Annotated in this window: 18 protein-coding genes; 7 read left to right on the top strand and 11 right to left on the bottom strand. The window is 63.9% G+C overall.

The window, feature by feature from the left end; all coding sequences use genetic code 11:
• The first annotated feature begins 5 nt into the window (after positions 1 to 5).
• Positions 6 to 599, top strand: a complete 594-nt coding sequence (locus O7A05_RS18980; protein WP_337094518.1) for a histidine phosphatase family protein — start codon at positions 6 to 8, stop codon at positions 597 to 599.
• Positions 600 to 602: 3 nt separating this feature from the next.
• Here the strand turns inward: O7A05_RS18980 and O7A05_RS18975 are convergent, their stop codons facing one another.
• The 3 genes from O7A05_RS18975 to O7A05_RS18965 all read right to left on the bottom strand — a co-directional run bounded on the left by O7A05_RS18975 (position 603) and on the right by O7A05_RS18965 (position 2,600).
• The gene (locus O7A05_RS18975; protein WP_337094517.1) at positions 603 to 1,079 is read right to left on the bottom strand and encodes a DUF2938 domain-containing protein; all 477 of its coding nucleotides are present in this window, start codon (positions 1,077 to 1,079) and stop codon (positions 603 to 605) included.
• 148 nt (positions 1,080 to 1,227) lie between these two features.
• The gene (locus O7A05_RS18970) at positions 1,228 to 1,710 is read right to left on the bottom strand and encodes a peroxiredoxin (protein ID WP_337094515.1); all 483 of its coding nucleotides are present in this window, start codon (positions 1,708 to 1,710) and stop codon (positions 1,228 to 1,230) included.
• Between the two features lie 83 nt (positions 1,711 to 1,793).
• Entirely contained in the window at positions 1,794 to 2,600 is an 807-nt protein-coding gene (locus O7A05_RS18965) for a protein-disulfide reductase DsbD domain-containing protein (RefSeq protein WP_337094514.1), read from the bottom strand.
• Between the two features lie 126 nt (positions 2,601 to 2,726).
• Here O7A05_RS18965 and O7A05_RS18960 point away from each other — a divergent pair, with 126 nt between their 5' ends.
• On the top strand, positions 2,727 to 3,335 hold the full coding sequence (locus tag O7A05_RS18960) for a YqgE/AlgH family protein (RefSeq protein ID WP_140748798.1): 609 nt from the start codon (positions 2,727 to 2,729) through the stop codon (positions 3,333 to 3,335).
• A 164-nt stretch (positions 3,336 to 3,499) separates the two neighbouring features.
• Here the strand turns inward: O7A05_RS18960 and O7A05_RS18955 are convergent, their stop codons facing one another.
• Genes O7A05_RS18955 through thrC form a run of 4 tightly spaced genes read right to left on the bottom strand, consistent with a single transcriptional unit; the run spans position 3,500 to position 9,707 of the window.
• Positions 3,500 to 6,388, bottom strand: coding sequence for an EAL domain-containing protein (locus tag O7A05_RS18955; protein WP_337094513.1), 2,889 nt, complete (start codon positions 6,386 to 6,388; stop codon positions 3,500 to 3,502).
• Between the two features lie 2 nt (positions 6,389 to 6,390).
• Entirely contained in the window at positions 6,391 to 6,987 is a 597-nt protein-coding gene (locus tag O7A05_RS18950; RefSeq protein ID WP_224515435.1) for a GNAT family N-acetyltransferase, read from the bottom strand.
• Positions 6,988 to 7,002: 15 nt separating this feature from the next.
• Entirely contained in the window at positions 7,003 to 8,295 is a 1,293-nt protein-coding gene (locus O7A05_RS18945; RefSeq protein ID WP_224515438.1) for a M16 family metallopeptidase, read from the bottom strand.
• Between the two features lie 14 nt (positions 8,296 to 8,309).
• A complete protein-coding gene (thrC, locus tag O7A05_RS18940) occupies positions 8,310 to 9,707 on the bottom strand; it encodes a threonine synthase (RefSeq protein ID WP_337094511.1) in 1,398 nt (465 codons plus the stop codon).
• Positions 9,708 to 9,833: 126 nt separating this feature from the next.
• Between thrC and O7A05_RS18935 the strand changes: the two genes are divergently transcribed.
• Positions 9,834 to 10,577, top strand: coding sequence for a hypothetical protein (locus O7A05_RS18935; RefSeq protein WP_337094510.1), 744 nt, complete (start codon positions 9,834 to 9,836; stop codon positions 10,575 to 10,577).
• Between the two features lie 57 nt (positions 10,578 to 10,634).
• Here O7A05_RS18935 and O7A05_RS18930 read toward each other — a convergent pair whose 3' ends face one another.
• Positions 10,635 to 12,197, bottom strand: coding sequence for a winged helix-turn-helix domain-containing tetratricopeptide repeat protein (locus O7A05_RS18930; RefSeq protein ID WP_337094509.1), 1,563 nt, complete (start codon positions 12,195 to 12,197; stop codon positions 10,635 to 10,637).
• 109 nt (positions 12,198 to 12,306) lie between these two features.
• Here O7A05_RS18930 and O7A05_RS18925 point away from each other — a divergent pair, with 109 nt between their 5' ends.
• Positions 12,307 to 12,768 (top strand): cupin domain-containing protein, encoded by a 462-nt coding sequence (locus O7A05_RS18925; protein ID WP_337094601.1) that lies wholly within the window; start codon positions 12,307 to 12,309, stop codon positions 12,766 to 12,768.
• Between the two features lie 17 nt (positions 12,769 to 12,785).
• On the opposite strand, the gene O7A05_RS18920 is transcribed toward O7A05_RS18925, so the two are convergent.
• A complete protein-coding gene (locus O7A05_RS18920) occupies positions 12,786 to 13,475 on the bottom strand; it encodes an HAD family hydrolase (RefSeq protein ID WP_337094508.1) in 690 nt (229 codons plus the stop codon).
• A gap of 173 nt (positions 13,476 to 13,648) precedes the next feature.
• On the opposite strand from O7A05_RS18920, the gene O7A05_RS18915 reads away from it, so the two are divergent.
• The gene (locus O7A05_RS18915) at positions 13,649 to 14,782 is read left to right on the top strand and encodes a site-specific DNA-methyltransferase (RefSeq protein ID WP_337094507.1); all 1,134 of its coding nucleotides are present in this window, start codon (positions 13,649 to 13,651) and stop codon (positions 14,780 to 14,782) included.
• A 51-nt stretch (positions 14,783 to 14,833) separates the two neighbouring features.
• Here O7A05_RS18915 and O7A05_RS18910 read toward each other — a convergent pair whose 3' ends face one another.
• Together O7A05_RS18910 and mutY are read right to left on the bottom strand one after the other, a co-directional pair.
• Positions 14,834 to 15,445 (bottom strand): HAD family hydrolase, encoded by a 612-nt coding sequence (locus O7A05_RS18910; protein WP_337094506.1) that lies wholly within the window; start codon positions 15,443 to 15,445, stop codon positions 14,834 to 14,836.
• Positions 15,446 to 15,455: 10 nt separating this feature from the next.
• Positions 15,456 to 16,577, bottom strand: coding sequence for an A/G-specific adenine glycosylase (gene mutY / locus O7A05_RS18905; protein ID WP_337094505.1), 1,122 nt, complete (start codon positions 16,575 to 16,577; stop codon positions 15,456 to 15,458).
• Between the two features lie 32 nt (positions 16,578 to 16,609).
• Here mutY and O7A05_RS18900 point away from each other — a divergent pair, with 32 nt between their 5' ends.
• Together O7A05_RS18900 and O7A05_RS18895 are read left to right on the top strand one after the other, a co-directional pair.
• Entirely contained in the window at positions 16,610 to 17,119 is a 510-nt protein-coding gene (locus tag O7A05_RS18900; RefSeq protein ID WP_337094503.1) for a DUF721 domain-containing protein, read from the top strand.
• Between the two features lie 154 nt (positions 17,120 to 17,273).
• A complete protein-coding gene (locus tag O7A05_RS18895) occupies positions 17,274 to 18,035 on the top strand; it encodes a DsbA family protein (RefSeq protein ID WP_337094502.1) in 762 nt (253 codons plus the stop codon).
• Positions 18,036 to 18,096 lie beyond the last annotated feature (61 nt).

The following is an 18,096-nucleotide window of genomic DNA, read 5'->3' as shown; positions in this document are numbered from 1 at the left end:
CAACCGTGCCCTTAGCCTATTACATCACCCATCCCCAGGTCCGCATCGATGCCAACGTGCCGGTGCCGGAATGGGGCCTGTCGGACGTCGGCCGGGCAAGGGCCGTTGCGCTGCTCGATCAGCCTTGGGTTGGCTCGATCCGGCGCGTGGTTTCGTCGGGCGAACGCAAGGCCGTTGAAACCGCGAAAATTCTGGCGGACCATCTTCATCTTCCGGTCGAGATAAGGGAGCGGATGCATGAGAACGACCGCTCGGCGACCGGCTTCCTGCCGCCGCCGGAATTCGAAGCCGTCGCTGACCAATTCTTCGCCAACCCAGACGTCAGCATTCGGGGCTGGGAGCGCGCGATCGACGCTCAGCGTCGTATTGCGAGCGAAGTCGATGCAGTGCTCGCCACCAATGATGCTGGAAACGTCGCTTTCGTTGGCCATGGCGGCGTGGGCACGCTTTTGCTGCTTCTGCTCGATGGCCGCGAGATCAGTCGTGTCGCGGATCAGCCGGCGGGCGGCGGCAACTACTTCCCCTATGACATTGAGGCTCGCCGCATCCGGCACGGCTGGCGCCCCATCGACGAACTGGCGCCGCATGACGGCATTTGATCGTCAGCGGATCAGCAGCGCCGTCGAGAACATGCCGAGCGCGAACACTGTGTGCGCTATGAGGTTTAGCGCGCGAACCTTGGTCGGGTTGGGGAGCTTGGATGCCGCCCATCCGGCGCCCATGCCAGGCGCCAGCAGGAACCAGCCCGCCCCGACCGTGACGATGCCGAGGATGAAGGCCGGCAGGAATGTCGGCGCCGCCAGCCAGCCCGCGCCGGCGAGCACGACAAGGATCACGCCGTAGAGAATGCCGACGAGGTAGTGGAATGCCCAGCCGAGCGCCTTTTCATGCGCATAGGGCGCCGCCTTGCCGATATCGTCGTGAAAGACCCTTTCAGGCAGATGCCGCACCCAGCGTCCAACCATGCCCCAGTTGGGCAATGGCTGGCCGATCGTCTTGTTGAGGAAGATCGCCCAGATATCCATGAACACCGTGGCGCCGATGCCGATCGCCACTGCGCGCCAGACGGTGTCGAGCATCAGAGCACGATCCTGAAAAGTGGGAACCGGTTTTCAGACAAGATCATGCTCCAACAAAAAGCACGATCCCGAACCGAAGGTCAGCGAACGCAAAAGTGGAACCGGTTTTCGGACAAGATCATGCGGGTCAACGAAACCTCATTCTGATCTAGAGCTGCTCGAGGATTTTCGCCGCGCCGCTCTCGTCGACGCCCGGCTTGGTCTCGACATTGAGCGCCACGACCTTGCCGTCGTCGACGATCATCGAAAAGCGCTTCGAACGCAGTCCCATACCTGCTGCGGAAAGATCGTTGTCGAGCCCCACCGATTTGGCAAAATCGCCGCTGCCGTCGGCGAGATAGAGGATCTTGCCTTCGCCGCCGGTGAACCGCGCCCAGGCGCCCATGACATGCACGTCGTTGACCGAGACGACGGCGATCGTGTCGACTCCGCGCGAAAGAACGGCGTCATGGTTCTCCAGATAGCCCGGCAGGTGGTTGTTGCTGCAGGTCGGCGTGAAGGCGCCGGGGACGCCGAACAGCACCACCTTCTTGCCGGCGAAGATCTCATCGCCGGTGATCGGCTTAGCGCCGTCGGCCGTCATCACCTTGAAGCTCGACGCGGGCAGTTTTTCGCCAACCGAAATGGTCATGAGTTCCTCGCTTGGAGATGGGAAGGATCGATGCCTTCGATATCGGACTGCGCGGGCTCCGGCAACCTCTTCACAACCCTGGATCAAGGGAAAGGCAGCAGCCCGTCGACCGAACCCTCGGCGCTGGTCAGCGTGTAATACAGCCCGCCATCGGTCGGCGTCGCCGACGGTCGGTCGAGGATCGGCACGGTGAAGACGAGTTTGCCGTCCCTCTGGCTGCGCACAGGCGCGCCGAACATGTAGTCGCGCTCGCCGGCGATGAAGAAGTCGACGGATTGCGGATCGCCGGGCGACTGCGCCTGGACGACAAGGGTTTCGTGGTCGCCGGGCAGCACGCTGACGCCGAAATCGGACCGGGCCGGGGAGGGCAGCGTCGCAAGCGCGGTTTTCACCAGTGCGGCGTCGGTCGCGTTATCCGGATCGGAGCCGGGATCGACGCTGAGCCGGGTCTGCACCGGAATGCAGATCGTCTCGCAGATGCCGAGGAAGACATGGGCGTCGATGGTCGCCGGTTGGCCGGGCGAAGACACCGTAAATGTCACCGGCAGCGACACCGGACGATCATAGCCTGCCCATTTGCCGTAGCCGTCGTCATGCCGCTGCGGCGGCGGGAATGACAATTGCGCGTCGGCGATGTTGGTGCTGCCGGATATATCGAGCTGCGGCGGCACGCCGGCATCCCCCGGATCGCGCCAATAGGTCTTCCAGCCGGGCTTCAACGCGATATCGAGCACGCCGTGGATCTTGCCGGCCTCGTCGGGCTTGCCGGTGGTCACCAGCCGAACCTTGCCGCCTTCACTGTTGTACCAGTTCGAAGAGGAGGCCTCGGCCGGGAGGCTTGCAGCCCAGCCCAAAACGACGCCGAGAACCAGTATTTTCATATATCGCATAGCGGTGATTTGACCGTCCGTTCTTGGCCGCGCAATGACTTCGTCACCTTCCCGGTATCATATTTGCGTGACATCGGGGACCGGCACCATCTTTTCGGCGCTGCCGAAACGCGTTACGCTCAAGCCATGGACTTGCTGCGCCACAAGAAGGCGGCCGCCGGCCGCGGCTTCCTCGACGATCAGTTCCTGATTGCCATGCCGGGCATGAAGGACGACCGTTTCGCGCGCTCCGTCATCTACGTCTGCGCCCATAGCGACGAGGGCGCGATGGGCCTGATCATCAACCAGACGCAGCAGATGCTGTTTCCGGACCTGCTCGTGCAGCTCGGCATCATGAACGAGCAGGAAGCGATCCGCCTGCCGGCGCATACGCGCGACTTCGTCGTGCGCAATGGCGGGCCGGTCGACCGCAGCCGCGGCTTCGTGCTGCATTCCGGCGACTATCGCGTGGAGTCCTCGCTCAACGTCTCCGACGATATCTGCCTGACCGCGACCGTCGACATATTGCGCGCCATCTCCACGGGGCGCGGCCCGCGCCATGCGCTGATGGCGCTCGGCTATTCCGGCTGGGGCGCCGGCCAGCTCGAAACCGAGATTGCCGAGAATGGCTGGCTCACCTGTCCGGCGACGCCCGAGCTTCTCTTCGACACCGACATCGAGCGCAAATACGACCGCATCCTCGCCTCGATCGGCATCGACCTCGCCCATCTGAGCGCCGCCGCCGGGCATGCCTAGCCTACCGTACCGAGCAGACGCAGAGGCCGTTTCGAAACTCGCTCACGCGAGTCATATGGTGGTGATTTCGAGAACCGGAGCGGAGCGTGCTTAACGCACGTGAGCACCGGAAGCGCAGAAAGCGCCGCCAGAATGGCCGCAGGAGTATAGTTTCCAAACGGTCTCTAAGCCTGGGTCAGCGGATACTGCTCCCTCAGCGTCTTCAGCACCTGGTCGCCGGGCATCGGCGCGCCGAACATGAAGCTCTGGACATATTCGCAGCCCATCTGGCGCAGCTCCAGCGCGTCGCTTTCATCCGAGATGCCTTCCGCCACGACCGAAAGCCCGAGCTCATGCGCCATATTGACCATGGATTTGAGCAGCACGGCGCGCTTCGGCGTCGAGTCGTCGACGAAGCTCTTGTCGATCTTGATGGTGTCAAAGGGAAAGCGCGTCAGATAGGAGAGCGAGGAATAGCCGGTGCCGAAATCGTCGAGCGACAGTCCGATGCCGAGCTGCTTCAGCTTGGTCAGCACATGCGCGGTCTGCTCGGGATTGTCCATCACCAGGGATTCGGTGAGCTCGAGCCGGAAGCAGCGAGGTTTCAGATTGGCGCGCGCGATGACGGAGCGGACGTCGCTGACCAGATCGCGGCGGATGAGCTGGCGGCTGGACAGGTTGACCGAGACCGAGAGCGGTGCGTCGCCGATCTGCTTTTGCCAGCTCGCCAGGTCCTCGGCCGCCTGCTGCATGGCGAACAGGCCGAGCTGCACGATCAGCCCGCAATTCTCGGCGACCGGGATGAAGTCCCCCGGCGGGATCATGCCGCGGCGCGGATGGTCCCATCTCAGCAGCGCCTCGAAGCCGGCGACGCTGCCATCCTCCAGCCGCACGATCGGCTGGTAGGCAAGTGTGAACTCGCGCCGCTCGATGGCGCGGCGAAGGTCGGATTCGAATTGCAGCCGGTCGGTACCGACTGTGCGGAAGGCCGGCCGGAACGGCTCGATCCGGTCGCCGCCGAAGCGCTTGGCCTGGTGCATGGCAAGCTCGGCGTCCTTGACCATATCCTCGGCCGAAGTCTGCGCCGTCGTCCAGGTGATCAGGCCGATCGAGGCGGTCAGCACGATCTCGCGCTTGGCGAAGGTGATCGGATTATTGATCGCATGCTTGATGGCATCGGCGATCGCCGCGATGCGGGCCGGGTCCTGCTCTGAAAGCAGCATCAGCGCGAACTGGTCGCCGGCAAAGCGCGACAGCGAATCCTTCGGCTTGAGCAGCCGGTGCAGCCGGCGCGCGACAGTGAGCAGAATTGTGTCGCCGGCGGAAATGCCCAGACCGTCATTGACCTGCTTGAAGCGATCGATATCGATGATGAAGACCGTCGGGCGCACCTTCTCCTCGGTGCGGGCGATCGAGATGATCGCCTCCAGCCGGTTCATGAACAATTCGCGGTTCGGCAGGCCGGTCAAATTGTCGTGCACGGCATCGTGCAGCAGTCTTTCCTCGGATTTCTTCTGTTCGGTCACGTCGACCATGGTGCCGACGCAGCGGATCACCTCGCCGTCGGAGCCGATAACCGGGCGGGCGCGCAGCGAGAACCAGTGATAGTGGCCGTCCGCGCCGCGAAGGCGGAAATTCTGCGCCACCTTGCCGCGGCGATGCTCCAGCACCACGTCGAGCGTGGTGCGGAAGGTGTCGCGGTCGTCGGCATGCAGCACCGGCAGCCAGTTGCGGGCAGCACCCCCAAGGCTGTTAGGCGCAAGGCCGAGCTGCAGGCTGATGTCCGGCTTGGTCACCACCCGGTCGCGCAGCACGTCCCAGTCCCACACGATGTCGCCGGAGCCGGCGACGGCCAGCGCCTGCCGCTCTAGGTCGGAGAACAGGCCCTGGTGCAGCGCGCCGCCGGCAAAGGCGTGCTGCATGACGGTGAAGCCGATCAAGAGGATGATCAGGATCAGCCCACCGCCCAGCGCCGGCTGGGCGATGTCGTTGTCCAGCATGCCGGTGATCGCCATCCACGACCCGCATAGCCATAGGAGCACCATTACCCAGCTGGGTACCAGCATGATGGCGCGGTCATAGCCGCGAATGCCGAGGAAGATGATGAGGCCGAGACCGGTGAGCGCGGTGGCGGCAAAGGAGAGGCGGGCGATGCCGGCGGCGACCGCCGGATCGACGATGGCGACCCCGGCGATCAAGAGCAGGCCGAGAATCCACACCAGCGCGCCGTAGCTGAAATGGCCGTGCCATCGGTTAAGGTTGAGATAGGCGAACAGGAACACCACGAAGGTTGCGGCTAGAGCCACTTCGGTGCCGGCCCGCCATATCTGCTCGTTGCCGGGCGATATCTCGATAATCTTGTTGAGGAAGCCGAAGTCGACGCAGATATAGGCCAGCACCGCCCAGGCGAGCGCCGCGGTCGCCGGGAACATCGAGGTTCCCTTGACCACGAACAGGATGGTCAGGAACAGCGCCAGAAGCCCTGAGATGCCGATGACGATGCCGCGGAACAGCGTGTAGGAATTGACCGAGTCCTTGTAGGAATCCGGCTCCCAGAGATAGACCTGCGGCAGCTTCGGCGAGGCGAGCTCGGCGATGAACGTCACCACCGTTCCGGGGTTCAGCGTCACCCGGAACACGTCGGCGTCGGGGCTTGTCTGGCGGTCGAGCGCGAAGCCTTCGCTGGGCGTGATCGCGGCGATGCGCGTCGAGCCGAGGTCGGGCCAGAAGATGCCGGAATTCACCAGGCGGAAATGCGGCGCGACGATCAGCCGGTCGAGCTGCTGGTCGGTGGAGTTGGCGAGCGCGAAGACGGCCCAGTCGCCGCTCGAGCGCGCATCATTGGCCTCCACCTCGATGCGCCGCACGATGCCGTCGGGCCCGGGCGCGGTCGAGACCTGGAAATTCTCGCCCTGGTTTTGGTAGATCTGCACCGCGCCGGAGAGGTCCAGCGCCTTGTCGTCGCGCGCAATCTTGATCGGCTCGACAGCGAAGGCCGGCATGGCCGAAAAAAGCGCGACGACGACCGTGATGATGAGGGCGAACAGCGACGCTAATCGCGGAGAATTCGTCACATTCAGCCCTTCGTTCCTTCACCCGGCGGATCGTCCGCGATCCGGGCGTAGAGGTAGTGATCCTGCCAGATGCCATTGATCCTGAGATAGGATCGCAGAAGTCCTTCGCGCCGGAATCCGGCTTTTTCAAGCACGCGGATCGACCGGGCGTTTTCGGGAATACAGGCAGCTTCGATCCGGTGCAACCTGAGCGTATCGAAGGCGAAGCGCGACACCAGCTTGACCGCCTCGGTCATCAGGCCGCGGCCGCCGAAGCGTTCGCCGATCCAGTAGCCGATATGGCCGCTCTGCGCGACGCCGTGGCGGATGTTGCCCAGCGTGATGCCGCCGGCAAGCTTGCCGCTTGATTTTTCGAAGATGAAGAAGGCGATGGCCGTGCCTTGCGCGTAATCCTCGCGGTAGCGGCTGATGCGCAGCCGCCAGGCGGTGCGGTCGAGCTCGTCCGGCTGCCAGCGCGGCTCCCAAGGTTCAAGGAAGGCGCGGCTTTCGCCGCGCACAGCCGACCATTCGCGGTAGTCGTTGGTCAAGGGCACGCGCAGCGTGACCTTGTCGCCCTTCAGTGCCGGCAGGTCGCGGCGAAAGAAAGGAAGCGCGAACACGGTTTTGGTCGAAGATCAGACGGCGAGCCGGCGGGCCGTCGTCTGCGGGCCTGCAAGCGATTCGAGGATCGCCTCGTAGGGCGCAAGCGTGCCCACAGGGCCGACCGCGGTGAGCGTCGGCTTGGTCGAAAACAGCCGCGAGGAGAGGTCGGTCAGCCGCTCGATGGTCAGCGCTGAAAGCCGCTCCATCAATTCCTCCTTGGCGATCGGCCGTCCGAACAGAAGCAACTGCCTTGCGATCTGCGAGGCGCGGCTGGCCGGACTCTCGGCCGACATGATGAGGCCGGCGCGATATTGCGCGCGCGCCCGGTCGAGCTCGTCCTGCTGGATGCTCTCGCCGGCCTTCTGCAATTCGTCGATGATCACCGGCACCAGCTTGGCGATGTCGCTCTGCCCGGTCGCGGCATGCACGCCGAAAATGCCGGTGTCGGAAAATCCCCAGTGGAAGGCATAGACCGAGTAGCAGAGGCCGCGCTTCTCGCGCACCTCCTGGAACAGCCTCGACGACATGCCGCCGCCCAGGATCATCGACAGCACCTGCGAGGCGTAGAAATCGCGCACATGATAGGCGCGGCCCTCAAAGCCGAGCACGATCTGCGCATCCATCAGGTCGCGGTCCTCGCGGAAGTCGCCGCCGACATATTGCGCATATTGCGGGATATTGCCCGCCGCCTTGGAACGAAAGCCGCCGAGCTGTTTTTCCACCTCGCGCACGAAATTGTCATGCTTGACGTCGCCGGCGGCCACGATGACCATCCGCTCTGCGTCATATTGTCGTTCGATGAAGTTGTGCAACTGCTTGGAGGTGAAGGATTTGACCGTCTCCGGCGTGCCCAGGATCGAGCGACCGATGGTCTGATGGCGGAAGGCCGTTTCGGTGAAGCGGTCGAAGACGATGTCGTCAGGCGTGTCGTGCGCGGCGCCGATCTCCTGCAGGATCACATGCTGCTCGCGTTCGAGCTCGTCGGGATCGAATTCGGACTCCTGCAGGATGTCGGCCAGGATATCGACCGCCAGCGGCACGTCGTCGGAAAGCACCCTGGCGTAGTAGGAGGTCGTCTCGACGCTGGTGGCGGCATTGATCTCGCCGCCGACATTCTCGATTTCCGAGGCGATCTCGAAGGCGCTGCGGCGCTTGGTGCCCTTGAACGCCATGTGCTCGAGCAGATGGGCCATGCCATGCTCGTCATCCCGCTCATTGCGAGCACCTGACTTGACCCAGGCCCCTAGGGCAACCGATTCGATGCTTGGAAGGGTTTCGGTGGCGACTGTCAGGCCGTTCGACAGACGGCTTACCTCAACACCCATATGGCAAGTACTCCCTAACGCACCGCCCGCGAGTGGCGGCTCACGTAATCTTCCACCATTTTCAAGTCGGATGGAAGTATCGTGTATTTTTCGTCGGCTGTCATCAAGCCGCCTAGCCATGCGGGCAGGGCAGGGGCGATGCCGCTCGCAGCCTCCACCGCCGCCGGGAATTTCGCCGGATGCGCGGTGCCGAGCACCACCATGGGCACCGGACCGGAGGCATGGGCGACCGCGACACGAACGGCCGCCGCCGTATGCGGATCGAGCAGGTAGTTGCTGTTCTCCAGCGTCGTGCGGATGGTGGCGGCGACCTCGTCCACAGTCGTGCGGCCGGCGTCGAACTCGGCGCGGATTCGCTTGAGCTCGCCTTCCTCAATGGTGAAGGCGCCCGACTGCTTCAGCCCGTTCATGTAGCGCCTGACCGTCTCGGCATCGCGACCGGCCGCCTCGAACAGCAGGCGCTCGAAATTCGACGACACCTGGATGTCCATCGACGGCGAGGTCGTGGCGAAAACGCCCTTGGTGCGGTATTCGCCGCTCGCCAGCGTACGCGCCAGGATGTCGTTGTCGTTGGTGGCGATGATCAGCCGCTCGATCGGCAGCCCCATCCGCTTGGCGGCGTAGCCGGCGAAGATATCGCCGAAATTGCCGGTCGGCACGGTGAAGGAGACCGGCCGGTCGGGTGCGCCGAGCGACAATGCTGACGAGAAATAATAGACGATCTGGGCCATGATGCGGGCCCAGTTGATCGAATTGACGCCCGAAAGCGACACCCGGTCGCGAAAGCCGTGGTCGTTGAACATGTCCTTCACCAGGCCCTGGCAGTCGTCGAAATTGCCCTCGACCGACAGCGCGTGGACGTTGGCGGCGCTCGACGTCGTCATCTGGCGCTGCTGCACCGGTGAGACCTTGCCGTGCGGGAAGAGGATGAAGATGTCGGTGCGGTCGCGGCCGGCGAAGGCGTCGATCGCGGCACCGCCGGTGTCGCCCGAGGTCGCGCCGACGATGGTGGCGCGCTGGCCGCGTTCGGCAAGCACATGGTCCATCAGCCGCGCCAGCAACTGCATGGCCACATCCTTGAAGGCCAGCGTCGGCCCGTGGAACAGCTCGAGGATGAAGGTGTTTTTCCCGGTCTGCACCAGCGGGCAGACGGCCTCATGCCGGAAAGTCGCATAGGCTTCGCGCACCAGCCGCTCGAAGACGGGAGCAGCGATCTCGCCGCCGAGGAATGGCGTCAAGACGCGGATGGCAAGGTCCGGATAGGCAAGCCCGCGCATGGCGCGGATGTCGGCGGCCGAAAACTGCGGCCATTGGCGCGGCACGTAAAGCCCGCCGTCGCGCGCGAGGCCGGCCAACACCGCGTCCGAAAATCCAAGCGCGGGCGCGTCCCCGCGGGTACTCAGATATTGCATCGTCAAAGCCCATTGCTGCCGGTCGCGTCATCCACGGCAATTGTTAATTTTCCGAGCCGGCTCAGTCGCATTTTTGCCGCGCGGTTGCTATACGTCACCGGCTTTGTGAGAGGGAAGTGCAGTTTCATGGCGTTTTATTCGGTCAACCGTCGATTTGTCGCGGGTCTGGCGCTCACCGGCTTTATGCTTGCCGCCGCCGGCTGCCAATCGAGCGACAATGGCATTCTTAACTTTGGTTTGACCAAGAAGGATCCGACCGCGCCCCCGCCGCCGCAGGATCCCAAGATACTCGCCAGCCAGTTGCGCGCCTATTGCCCGAAAGTGACGCTGCGCGACGGCACCGCCTATTTCAACACCTATGCCAAGGGCGCAACGGCCAAGCCCAAGAAAAAGAAGCTTGACCCCGCGGCGCAAGCCGAGGCCGAGGCAGCAGCCGCGGCCGCCCAGACCGGCCCCAACGGCCAGCCCATCGATCCCGCTCACGATCCGTCCAAGATCATCTACCAGGCCTCGATCACCGATGTGACGCGCGATTGCACCCATGCCAATGGTCAGATGTCGATGAAGATAGCCGTCGCCGGCAAGGTCGTGCCGGGACCGATGTTCGCGCCCGGCACCATCACCATGCCGATCCGCATCGCGGTTCAGCACGGCGACGAGGTGCTTTATTCGCAGCTGCATCCGTACCAGGTGCAGGTTACCGACCCGTCGGCCGCTACCCAGTTCGTCTTCGTCGACAACAACGTCGTGGTGCCGGAGCCGACCGCACGCGACTACCAGGCCTATGCCGGCTATGACGAGAATACGCCGGCCGCCTCGGCGGATAAGTCGAAAGGCAAGCGGAAGAAGCGCGCTCCGGCGACGAACTGAGCAAGGGCAGGAAACAACGGCGTCTCGCTGGCCAACGAAACACGCGCTGTTCGTCATCTACTCAGGTAATCCGGCTGCCCGTAATGCGCTGCCAAGAGCCTGCGCGAGCGCGGGCGCGCAATTCACGCCTGCAAACTGGCGGCTGTAGCGAAAGCCGGGCTGAAGCTCGATCACGCGGGCGGCAGCCGCCCTCGCTTCGTCCAATCGGCCAAGCTTGGCCAGCGCGGCGGCCAATTGCACATAGGGGATACTATGCGCCGGATTGGCTTGGACAGACTTGTAGGCAGCACGGCAAGCCTCTTCGTAACGGCCGCGCAGCAAATGGCTCATCGCCTGCGCATCAAATGCAGCCCATGCCCATGAATCGAACGGGCTCAGCCGCACGCCCTGCGCGCTCCACTCTATCGCGCGCTCCGCTTCACCGCTCCATCCAAGCATGACGCTGCCGAGGATGTAGGTCAGCGCCGATGACGGGCTGATGGCAAGCGCAGCTTCCAATGCCGCGAACGCACCGGCGCGATCATGCGCATCCATTCCGATGGAAAAGCCCGCCCATGTGAGGGCGAGCGCATCATCCTGCCCGTGAACGATGGCCGACCGCGCGTGGCGGATCGAAGAGGCACGGTTGATCTCCTGCAAGCCGGCGCGAAGGAACAGGCAATGATGGCACATCGCGGCATTGCCGTGCGCCAGCGCATAGCCCGGTTCGAGCGCGAGCGCACGCTCGAGCAGCACCAGCGCCCTGGTCACCTGCTCCGGCATGCCTGAATCCACGTCAGGCTGGGCCTGCAGCACGAGATCGTAGGCGTCGAGACTGTCGGGGCGCTTGCGCCTGACTCGTTCGATTTCGGCTTTCCGCACGCTTGGCGCAATTGCTCCTACTGCTGCCAGTGCGATCTCGTCTTGGAGCGCGAAGATGTCTTCGGAGCTGCGATCGTAGCGCTCGGCCCAGACATGAGCGCCGGTCGAAGCATCGATCATCTGCGCGGCGACACGCACGCTGCCGCCGGCCTTGCGCACGCTGCCTTCGAGGACATAGCGAACGCCAAGCTCGCGGCCGACCTGCTTCACGTCGACGGCGCGACCCTTGTAGCTGACGGTCGAGTTTCGCGCGATGACGAACAGCCATTTGATGCGCGCCAGACCTGTGATGATGTCGTCGACCATCCCATCGGCAAAATACTCCTGCTGCGGGTCGCCGCTCAAATTCGAGAACGGCAGGACCGCGACGGAGGGCTTCTCAGGCAAGCTCGGCGCCGACGCGGCGCGGGCGGCGGCCGAGGTATCCCGAACATTGTTGGCGACGACCGGTCCGACATAGCGATAGCCGCGGCGCGGCAGCGTCTCGATCCAGCTCGCGACATTCGCCGCGTCGGCCAGAGTCCGGCGCAAGGCTGCGATCTGAACCGTCAGATTGTTGTCGGCAACCGCCGATCCGCCCCAGCCGGCCTCGATCAGCGCGTCCTTCGATACGGGTTGGCCCGCATTCTGGATCAGCAGCCGCAGCAGCGCCACGGCGCGCCGCCCGAGCATGGTTGGCTCGGCCCCGTAAAAGAGAATGCCCACCTCAGGATCGAGGCGGAACGGGCCGAACTGGTAGGCGTCGCCCCTGGCTGTCATTCGAGTCTTTTAGCAAATTTTTGGCAACGGATTCACGACTTTCCAGTGTGAGCGGCCGATGTTGCGCGAACGCTTGCCAGAAGCAGGCGCCCTGTCAGAGGAGGATAATATGAGCGCTGATGCCGTCATCCGCATGCCCGACGAGAAGAAGGGCGTCATGTTGCGTGGACATCCAATGGCTTTCCTCGTTACCGATGAAAATACCAGGTATACGAGCATGTTCGACTGGACGATCCCGCCGGAATTCGCCACCGGGCGGCATGTTCACCGGGTGCAGGAAGAGACCTTTTACCTGCTCGAGGGCGAGTGTGAATGGCATGTCGGCGACAGGACGATTCGGGCAACGCCCGGCACTTTTCTGTTCATCCCGCCGGGGATGCCGCACAACATCACGAATGTCAGCGAGAAGCCGGCGCGCGTGCTGATGACCGTCTCTCCGCCCGGTCACGAGCATTATTTCGAAGAGCTTGCCGAACTCGCGGCGCAGGGTGCGCCGGATCCGAAAGCGCTCGCCGATCTGCGAAACCGCTACGACACCGACCAGCTGTCGACGCTGACGACGCGCTCGTAGCCGGGTCCCTTGGGTTTCTAGGCGTCTTCCGACCACTCCGACAGTGCCGCGATCGTGCCGTTGAGCTCCGCCCAGCGCCGGATGACCGTCTCGGCGCCGGCCTCGGTCAGCGCATCGGCGTGGCCCGGATAGCTGTGCCCGGCGCCGGTGAAGCCGATGACGCGCATGCCGGCCGCCCTGGCGCCGGCAATGCCATGCACGGAATCCTCGATGACGAAGGTGTTCTTCGGGTTGGCGCCGAGTTTTTCGGCAGCGTAGAGGAACACGTCCGGAGCCGGCTTGGTCTTCTTGCTGGGTATATCCAGCCCTGAAAAGATACGGCCGGCGAAGAACGGCAGCAGCCGCACCTTCTCCAGCATGAATTCGACCCGCTCGGTGCGCGAATTGGAGCAGACGGCGCGTGGCGCGGTTACGGCGGCGACCGCCTCGCGGGCGCCGTCGATGATGCGCACGTCTGCGCGCAGCTTGCGGTCGACGAGTTCTTCCTCGCGGTCGATCAGCGAGGCCTGGAGCGGAATCCGCGACTTCTCCTCGACCCGCAGCATGATGTCCTTGAAGGTCAGGCCGGCATAGGTCTCGGCAAGCTCCTCGGCCGAAATCTCGAATCCGGCCGACGTCAGAAGCTCGGCATCGACGCGCGCGGCGATGATTTCGGAATCGACGAGCACGCCGTCGCAATCGAAAATGACAAGATCTGGCTGGGGCATCGCAATCCGCAAACGCTGGGGGAGGGGCCTAACGGGCTCAAGCGGCGCGGCATACACCAATGGGCCGGCCTTCGCAAACCGCGGCTGCCGTCTGGCGGCCTTCACCGAATGTTTACGCTGATCGGTAACCATAACGGAGAGTAAAACCGTAACGCGTTCTTTTGGGTGTTTCGATGTCTGCCGTGCGTCTTCTCGACGAGCTTTCCCACGCTCCCCAGCAGTCCGAATGGCTGGACACGATCCTGAAGGGCGATTGCGTCGCCGCCCTCGACCGGCTGCCGGAAAAGTCGATCGACGTCATCTTCGCCGACCCGCCTTACAATCTGCAGCTCGACGGCGACCTGCACCGGCCCGACCAGTCCAAGGTGGACGCTGTTGACGACGAGTGGGACCAGTTCGAGAGTTTCGAGGCCTATGACGCCTTCACCCGCGCCTGGCTGCTCGCGGCGCGCCGCGTGCTGAAGCCCAGCGGCACCATCTGGGTCATCGGCTCCTATCACAACATCTTCCGCGTCGGCGCCCGCATGCAGGATCTCGGCTTCTGGATCCTCAATGACATCGTCTGGCGCAAGACCAACCCAATGCCGAATTTCCGCGGCCGCCGCTTCCAGAACGCGCATGAGACGATGATCTGGGCCTCGCGTGACCAGAAGGCCAAGGGCTACACCTTCAATTACGAGGCCTTGAAGGCGTCGAATGACGATCTGCAGATGCGCTCCGACTGGCTGTTCCCGATCTGCACCGGCGGCGAGCGGCTGAAGGACGAGAACGGCAACAAGCTGCATCCGACGCAGAAGCCGGAAGCCTTGCTTGCCCGCATCATGATGGCCTCGACCAAGCCGGGCGACGTGGTGCTCGATCCCTTCTTCGGTTCCGGCACCACCGGCGCCGTCGCCAAGCGCCTTGGTCGCCACTTTGTCGGGATCGAGCGCGAGCAGGCCTATATCGACGCCGCCAATGAGCGCATCGCCGCCGTGCGCCCGCTGGAAAGCGCCGATCTCACCGTGCTTTCGGGCAAGCGCGCCGAGCCGCGCGTCGCCTTCATCAGTCTGATCGACAACGGCCTTGTGGCCCCGGGCGCGACGCTCTACGACGCCAAGAAGCGCTGGGCGGCGAAAGTGCGCGCCGACGGCACGCTGGCCATCGGCGACAGCGCCGGCTCGATCCACAAAATCGGTGCCGAGGTGCAGGGGCTGGACGCCTGCAATGGCTGGACCTTCTGGCACTATGAACGCAGCGGCGGCCTTACCCCGATCGACGAGCTGCGCCGCATCGCCCGCCTCGGCATGGAGCGGGCAGGGGCCTGATCCGCCTGAGCCTGAATCAAAACGTCAACGGATTGCTGCAAGCGATTCAGATCAGACCGCAATCCCCAGCCATTCAAGGTCCGCTTTAAGCGCCGCGACGTCGGTGAACAGCACGGCCTGCCAGCCCGCCGCCTTGGCGCCCTCGACATTTTTCTGGCTGTCGTCGATGAACAGCGAAGCCGCCGGATCGAGCCCGAACGAAGCGACGTGATGGTCGTAGATGGCGCGGTCCGGCTTGATCAGGCCGATCTCGCCGGAGACGGTGATGCCGCGCGGTTTGTCCAGGAACGGAAAACGGGCGCGGGCCTCGCGGAACGTGTCCGAAGCCCAGTTGGTGAGTAGCGTCACGTCGCGGCCGTCATCGATCAGGCCCTCGAGCAGCGCGACGCTGTCGTCATAGGCATGCGGCACCATATCGTGCCAATGGCGGCGGAAGTTGCGGATGTTCTCGGAATGGGCGGGATGCTCGGCGATCAGCAGCGACTCGGCTTCTTCCCAGGTCCGGCCACGGTCCTGCTCGATGTTCCAGGCGCTGGTGCAGACATTGTCGAAGAACCATTTCCGCTCCGCAGCGTCCGGGATAAGCCGGCTGAACGGGATGTCCGGATCGTAGTGGACCAGCACCTTGCCGATGTCGAAGACGATGTGGCGTATCTCTGTCATTGCAGGCCTTTCAGCGGGTAGGTTGCTTTTTCGTCGCGCCCGGTATCGCCGCCTCGATCACCTTTTTCATGACGATAGGCAGCGCTTCCCCGGAAATTTCATGGGCCAGCGACCAGAAATGCCCTGCCGGCGCATCGCCCTTGATGTGGGCATGAAAGATTTCGAGTTCGAGCGCGAAATGGGTGAAGACATGGCCGATCTGCCCGGCGCGCCGCCAATCGGCTGGAAAAGGCGCGGCGTCGGCCGTCGTGGCGCCATCGGTCCGCGCCGTCCAACCTGTGGTCGGCACCTCCGTCATGCCGCCGAGCAATCCTCTCTCCGGCCGTTTGCGCAGTAGGATGGCGCCGTCGTCGCGCTCGGCGACGAAGGCAGCACCCTTGCGGAGCGGCTTGTGGTCCTTCGGCAGGCGGACCGGGAAGCGTTCCGGATCGCCGGTGAGAATGGCGCTGCAATCCCCTCGCACCGGGCAGAGCATGCAGCGCGGCCGCTTCGGCGTGCAGATCGTCGCGCCGAGATCCATCATCGCCTGGGCGAAGTCGCCGGGCCGCGTTCGCGGCACCAGCTTCTCGACCAGCGCGCGGATTTGCGGCTTGGCTTCGCTGAGCGGCGTTTCGATCGAATAAAGCCGGGTCACGACCCGCTCCACGTTGCCGTCGACGACCGCCGCCCGTCGGTCGAAGGCGATCGCCGCGATCGCCGCCGCGGTGTAGGCACCGATGCCGGGCAATTCGCGCAAGCCCGCCTCGGTGTCGGGAAAGCGGCCGCCCCGCAGCGCCACGAGGTCGGCGCAGGCCTTCAGGTTGCGCGCCCGGGAATAATAGCCGAGCCCGGCCCAGGCCTTCATCACGTCCTCGGCGGGCGCGGCCGCCAGCGCCTCGACTGTCGGCCATTTCTCGACGAAGTTGCGGAAATAGGCTTTCACCGCCTCGACCGTGGTCTGCTGCAGCATTACCTCGGACATCCAGACGCGATAGGGATCGGCCCGCACGCCCCGCGCAAACGCGCGAGGCGCGACGCGCCAGGGCAAGTCGCGATGGTGGGCGTCATACCAGGCAAGCAGGCGGGACGCGATGCCGATATCGCCGGAGGCGGCCTGCTGTGATGCCTTGCGGGTCTGGTTTAGTGGTGCCATTGATCGGATGAACTGGGGATTGGAGAACGCACATGGCAGGGAAAAGGCCCTTCGGCAATCCCGTTCCGGTCAGCGATCTCGCGACCGAGATCCTCGATCCGGTGCTGAAGAAGCGCGCCGGCATCTCGATCGGGCTGGTGCAGTCCTGGGAAGAGATCGCCGGGTCGCGGCTCGCCAGCCATTCGCGGCCGGAGAAGATCCAGTGGCCGCGCCGCCTGCATGAAGACGATCCGTTCGAGCCGGCGACACTGATCATCGCCTGCGAAGGCATGGCGGCGCTGCATCTGCAGCATGAGGCCGGCGAGGTCATCAACCGCGTCAACGCCTTCCTTGGCTTCAACGCGGTCGGCCGCATCAAAATCCTGCAAAAACCGGTGCTTTCGCAAAAGGCGCGGCCGAAGCCGGCGCCGCGGCCTTTGAGCGAGGCCGAGAAATCGAAGCTTTCGCATCTGGTCGGCAAGATCGAGGACGATGGCCTGCGCGCTTCGCTGGAGCGGCTTGGCGCCACAATTATGGGTGAAAGGAAGCCGAAAGGGTCGTAAGAAGCGTCGTGAATGCGTCGCCAATCTCGCGCATTCGTGATGCTTATGATCGAGTTTCGCGATTGGATTGGGGATCGCGATGCCTTAATTCGCGCCAACTCTCGCCTTTTCTAGCCCTTGCATTGCAAAATCCAACCGATATCAGGTGATTCGCATGAACCGTGCCCCGTTTGGCAAAAGCCCGTTTGGCAATAGCTTGTCACGCAGAAACCTTCTGACCACGCTGGCCGCTGTTCCTGCGGTGGCGCTGCTTGCCGGATGCAGCGACTCCGGCGAGGAGGCGAAGGCGGCCGATGTCAAGCCTGCCAACCCGTCGACGCCTGCCAAGCCCGCGGCCACGCCGGCGGCGGTTCAGGCACCGGAGGCGCAAGGCACCGTCGATATGGCGGAATTGCTCAAGCCCGGTGCGCTGCCCGACAAGCAGTTGGGCAAGGACGACGCCAAGGTCACCATCGTCGAATACGCTTCGATGACCTGCCCGCATTGCGCGCATTTCAACGACACGACCTTTCCTGAGTTGAAGAAGAAGTATATCGACACCGGCAAGGTCCGTTACATTCTGCGCGAATTTCCCTTCGACCCGAGCGCCGAGGCTGGCTTCATGCTGGCGCGCTGCTCCAAGGACAACTACTTCGCCATGGTCGACGTGCTGTTCAAGCAGCAACCGAGCTGGGTCGGCGTCAGCAACACCAAGGAAGCACTGCTGCAGATCTCCAAGCTGGCCGGTTTTACACAGGAGTCCTTCGAAGCCTGCTTGACGGACCAGAAGCTTCTGGACGATGTGAGAGCAGTCCAGAAACGCGGAGCGGACGAGTTCAAGGTCGACTCGACGCCGACCTTCTTCATCAACGGAAAGACCTACAAAGGGGCGATGTCGATTGAGGAAATGTCGGCCATCATCGACCCTCTGCTCTGACATCCAGGCCGCGCCGAAGCGGTCCGGCTTCGGCGCTCTGGCCTGTAGGGTAGGGCGGCGC

Source organism: Mesorhizobium argentiipisi (SeqCode) (assembly GCF_037179585.1).
GTDB classification, from domain to species: domain Bacteria; phylum Pseudomonadota; class Alphaproteobacteria; order Rhizobiales; family Rhizobiaceae; genus Mesorhizobium; species Mesorhizobium argentiipisi.
This window is presented reverse-complemented; position numbering and strand designations above follow the sequence as displayed.